Origin of the sequence: Candidatus Thiosymbion oneisti, from assembly GCF_900092655.1 — a bacterium.
Classification (GTDB): Bacteria; Pseudomonadota; Gammaproteobacteria; order Chromatiales; family Chromatiaceae; genus Thiosymbion; species Thiosymbion oneisti.
Genome location: NZ_FLUY01000593.1, coordinates 1 through 5,239 on the forward strand (window position 1 = coordinate 1; position 5,239 = coordinate 5,239).

3 protein-coding genes are annotated in these 5,239 nt (G+C 57.8%); 1 reads left to right on the top strand and 2 read right to left on the bottom strand.

The features are described from left to right. Positions 1–435: 435 nt before the first annotated feature. Positions 436–2,295, top strand: a complete 1,860-nt coding sequence (locus BQ17_RS06500; RefSeq protein ID WP_089725407.1) for a 3'-5' exonuclease — start codon at positions 436–438, stop codon at positions 2,293–2,295. A gap of 419 nt (positions 2,296–2,714) precedes the next feature. Here the strand turns inward: BQ17_RS06500 and BQ17_RS06505 are convergent, their stop codons facing one another. Together BQ17_RS06505 and BQ17_RS06510 are read right to left on the bottom strand one after the other, a co-directional pair. Beyond that, a complete protein-coding gene (locus BQ17_RS06505) occupies positions 2,715–4,085 on the bottom strand; it encodes a purple acid phosphatase family protein (RefSeq protein WP_176722325.1) in 1,371 nt (456 codons plus the stop codon). A gap of 101 nt (positions 4,086–4,186) precedes the next feature. After that, positions 4,187–5,071: a Dyp-type peroxidase gene (locus BQ17_RS06510; protein ID WP_089725411.1), complete on the bottom strand. Its 885-nt coding sequence runs from the start codon at positions 5,069–5,071 to the stop codon at positions 4,187–4,189. Positions 5,072–5,239 lie beyond the last annotated feature (168 nt).

The window sequence follows — 5,239 nt, forward strand, 5'->3', positions numbered from 1 at the left end:
GTTCAATTTCTGCTACGCCCATGACATACCACACCGCCCGCGCATCTATCTCGACGGTATTCCCCTTCACATTGTGCAGCCCGCGTAGGTCGGGTAAGGCCAGGGATGGCCGCCACCCGACAATCGTCTTTGCGTCGGGTGACGGCACGCCAATCATCGCAGCCGGCATGACCACCACAGACGCGCCTTATCCGACCTACGTGGGCTTATGCCTATCTGAACCGGCTTGGTGAGGCGCTGCGACGCGAACACTGTGCTCTGCACGCCGACTTTCCGATGACGAACCATGTCCGGCTGCCGGTTACACCGGAACGTGCAGCATCGATTCCACGACTCACGATAGCAATCTGCACAATCTGCGCAATCTGCGATTAAAGAGTAATCGTTCAGACTCCTACTGTTGTAGTGAAACTATTGCGATAATAGGGAAGAAGTATGGCAAAGATCATCCCCCAACTAAATAAAGAAACCCTCAGCCGCATGACCGGGGGTGAAAAACGGCTTGCCCGACGCCTGGAGGCGTTGCTGGAGGATGATTACGCGGTCTGGTATGACATTCCTGTCGGTAAAAATCGCCGCTACCCGGACTTTATCATCTTGCATCCAGCCCGCGGTCTGCTGTTTCTGGAGGTCAAGGATTGGAAACTGTCAACCCTCAAAAAGATCAGTAAATCCGATGTCTCTTTGTTGACCAGCAATGGCTTGGTCACTAAGCCGCACCCGCTGGAACAGGCCCGCCAGTACACCTATAAGGCGGTGGATATGCTGTCACGCGATCCCATGCTGCGCCAAACTACCGGGGCCTACAAGGGCAATCTAATCATGCCCTATGGGTGGGGAGTGGTGTTCACCAATATCTCTCGTAAGCAGATCGAGCAGGCAATTCCTGATGACCGACGCGAGGATCTGCTGCCGGATCATCTGATGATCTATCAGGATGAAATGACCGCGAATGCCGATGCGGAGTGCTTCCAGGAACAGTTGTGGGGGATGTTCAACTATCAGTTTGGTGAAACGCTGACTCTGCCGCAGATCGACCGTATCCGCTGGTACCTCTTTCCTGAGATGCGTATCGACGATGCCGGACAGGCCGATCTGTTTGATGCTGATGAGGAGGACTCGGCTACTTTGGAGCGAAGTCTGCCGGATATTATTAAAATCATGGATATCCAACAAGAGCAGCTGGCCCGCAGCCTTGGGCAGGGGCATCGCGTGATCCATGGCGTGGCCGGTTCCGGTAAGACCTTGATCCTGGGATATCGTTGCCTGCATCTCGCCCAGGCAATGAACAAACCGATCTTGGTACTCTGCTTCAATATTACCCTTGCAGCTAAGTTAAGGGCCTTCATCTCCGCCAAGGGGATCGGTGGCCAGGTACAAGTCTACCATTTCCACGATTGGTGCGGACAACAGATCAAGACCTATCATGTCGATATGGTCAAGTCGAATAAACCCTATTGGGAACGCCAGGTGGATACGGTCATAAGGGCTGTGGACAAGGGGCAGATCCCCAGGGCTCAGTATGGTGCCCTGCTGATCGATGAAGGCCACGATTTCGAGGCGGAGTGGTTGAAATTGGTAACGCAGATGGTGGACCCGGAAACAGATTCACTGCTGCTGCTCTATGATGATGCCCAGTCCATCTACAAGAAACGTTCGGGCCTGGGCTTTAGCCTCTCCAGCGTAGGGATTAGAGCGCAGGGCAGAACGACAATTCTGAAGGCCAATTACCGCAACACGCGTGAGATCCTCGATTTTGCCTATGCCTTCGCCCGTGATTATATCGACCCACAAAGTGCCGGCGATGATCATATCCCCCTTGTCGAACCCATGCCAGCGGGAAGCAGTGGCCCGAAACCGGTGGTAAGAGCCTTTAATACTTTGGCAGATGAAATCAGTTTTGCTGCGGCTTGCCTGAAGAAATGGCATGAACAGGGTACTGCCTGGGGTGATATGGCGGTGCTCTATGCGGCAGGTTATCAAGGAGACAAGCTTGCGACTGAATTAAAAAAGGCTTCGTTACCTCATCTATGGATGGCATCGAAGGATCATAAGACTGCCTACCAGCCCGGGGACGACAGGGTTTCTCTGCTAACCATTCATAGCAGTAAGGGTTTGGAGTTTTCCCGTGTAATTATGATGGGTGTGGGCCACTTCAAAGACGATGAGGAACAACTGTCTCAGAAGGCCCGCCTGCTCTATGTCGGTATGACACGTGCCATGGAATGCTTGCTGGTAACTACTTCTGCAGAAAACAAATTTAGCCGAAAGTTATCGGCAGTTGCAGTTCAATAGCTTCTTTCTTGTCATAGGAAATGAGGAAAAGGGGCAACGTCCAATCTCTGCTACACTCATGCCCGGCCGCCCGCACATTGACTTCGACGGTATTCCTCTTTACCAGGTGGCCGCTTTGTTCCCATGAGCCCGCGTAGGTCGGGTAAGGCTAGGTGACGATCGTCACCCGACACGGCGTAGCCTACTTTGCATCGGGTGAGGGCGCGCCAATCATCGCAGCCGACGTGACCACCACAGACGCGCCTCACCCGACCTACGGGGGCTCTGTTTTTTCGATGAGTAAGACTTCACGCCTACCTGTACCGGCTTGGCACAGAGTAAAGCGGTGCCTCGCTTGGGGCAATGAAAGCCCCATGACCCCTTAACCGTGTCAACCCGTGGGACTCACCTCCCATCAGGGCATGGCCTTAGGTCGGCGCTCAGAGATTCTGCGTGCTGTACTTGACGGTGTTTTCGTAGGTCCGCTCGTCGGTGTGGGGGATTCGCTGAATGATCTTTTTCTCGCCGGTCGCGTGGTTTTTCTCTATGACGGCGGCGTCGTAGAGCGCTCCGGTGGCGGTGTAGGCCTTGTAACTCGCCCGGTCACCATCGATTTCGATTACCTGGAAAAACTGGGTGTTGCGGGCCTTGCGCTGGGTGGTGTAGCCCTCGGATGCATACGACTCTAGCTGGCCTTGCTTGATCTTGTACTGCTTGGGGCCGCTGACCGAGGTCACATAGAGGGTTTGGAAGTCGCTGCCCGGCGTTCCATCATTGTCGATGACGGGAACCTGTCCGCGAACATAGCTGTGGTCGTGCCCTTGCAGGACGAAGTCGACCTTGTGCTTGGCGAACAGCGCTTTCCATTTTTGACGGTCTTGCTCATCGTAGTTCTTTCTTCCCATCGGCGAAAAGATGGGGTGGTGGAAGGTGACGACGCTCCAGCGATAGCCCGGCTTCTTCAGCTGGGCCTCCAGATAAGCCACCTGTTCGGAAACCTTTTCATTGGAGTTCAGCACGATGATCCGCACGCCCTGATAGTCGACGGTGTAGACGGTTTCATGCAGGGCTTGGGGCAGAGAAGATTCCACCGGCAGGGTGAATTGCGGCCGCCAGAGCATCGACTTCACGCCTGCATACTCATGGTTTCCAGTCACTGGAATTCCGGTCCATTGCGCATGAAGATAGCCGCCCGCTTTGAACCATTCGGCCCACTCGGTGTCGGCATTGGCCCGGTCGATCAGATCGCCGGCGTGCAGGGCGAAGGCCGCATCCGGCGCGGTTTGGTGCGCCATGCGGATGACGCGTGACCAGCGGCTGAGCACGTCGTTCTGGGCGTCGCCGAAATAGATGAAGCTGAATGGCCTGGGCTCCTTCGACGCCGTGCGGAACTGGATCCACTCCGACCATCGTTTGTCGCCGTCGCCAACCCGGTAGGCGTAGAGGGTTCCGGGCCGAAGATTCTGGAAGATGGCCGAGTGGTAGCGGACCTCGCCCTGGGTCGTGTCCAGCGCCTTGCTCAGATCGATGGTTTGGGTTTTTGCCTCGACGCGTTCGGCCATTTGGTCGAATCCGGGCTCGCCTAGCGCCACGGCGATTTCCGCGACGGGGCGCTTAACACTCGTGTCCGTGCGCCAGGTAACAGCGCGGCGGGTCGCCGGATCGCCATGGAACGTCAGGAAAATCCGGTCGGGATCGGGGCTCGCAAGCTCCCAGTGGCGGAGGTCCTGATGCTCTCCATTGTGAGCCGCGGCTGACAGGGCGAACGCGAGCAGGAGGGCGGGAATCGTGAACCGGATGGTGGTACGCACGAATAATGTCCTCAAAGTTTAATAGCGGTTAAGCAAACGGCTTCTCATACGCGCTCACCCTGCCCTGCGGGCGGTCGACCATGGTCGCCTTTCGGCCTGAGTCAGACGCCCAGCGCCCTTAGATCGAGACGCCCGTCATGCAGCGGTGGGCACCAGAAATAGCTCCCGGAGACGGGCCGGGTGAATCGGAAGAGCGCGTCCTGGATGCCGTCCTCGGCACCGATCATCCGCCGCAGCTGGGCCTCGAAGGCATCCAAGGTCTTGCCGAAGGCCACGAACTGGAGTCCGCCTCGGCCTTGCCCGTCGCACCAGGGCATAGAGCGTCTGAGGATGAAGGCTGCGGGCTCGAAGTCTTCCTGGGCGGTGCGCTTCACATGGGCGGATGCCGGTGCCTCCTCCAACTCCTCGTTGTCGCGCTTACGCCTGCCGATCGTGTTGTCCTGCGCTTCGGGCGACATGGCGTCGAAGCGATCGAAATCGTGCAGCCATTGTTGAACCGCTACGAAGCTGGCGCCGTCCAGACCCGGACCGGCACCCTTTACCACGGCGGCAGCCAAGGCGTCCGGCCCTTGCGGGTTCTCGGTACCGTCCTCGTATCCGGTGAGATCCAGGCCGGTTCCATGTCGGAACCCGTCCACGGCCCGCACGCGCATGAAGGCCCTAGCGATTGCCTGCTCGATCGCCCTGCCGCGGTGCAGCAAATCTCCGCGGTCGTCCCCCCGCAGCCAGCACCAGAGTGCCGCCGGCGTGGACGGCAGCGCGATGCCCTGTCCAACCAGGGCGGGAAACACCCGTAGCCCGTCGATCTCCACGCCCAAGGCGAGTACCAGGGAATGTCCCAAGCCGACGACTGTGCCTTTGCCGTCGACCAGGTCACGCAACGCCGCCAGGGATGCACGAGGGTCCGCACCTGGGACGGGCTCGAAGAAGAGGTAACGACCCTGGAGGGGAATCGGGTCCAGGATGCCCGGCTGTGTCTGGTTCATAGGACTGCTTTCGGCTCCGAATGAAGAAAATGTCGGCGGACTCTGCGCCCGACCTTATTTGCCGGTCCGCGCCGAGTTCAGGAGGATGTCACAAAAGGCACTGATCTTCGCCCTTTGACCCTGAAGTATCCCCACAAATCAGCCTCTGGCTCCCACGCTCCAGCGTGG

Coding starts and splice junctions, on each gene's coding strand:
- BQ17_RS06500 (WP_089725407.1), top strand. CDS start 436: ATGGCAAAGATCATCCCCCAACTAAATAAAGAAACCCTCAGCCGCATG.
- BQ17_RS06510 (WP_089725411.1), bottom strand. CDS start 5,071: ATGAACCAGACACAGCCGGGCATCCTGGACCCGATTCCCCTCCAGGGT.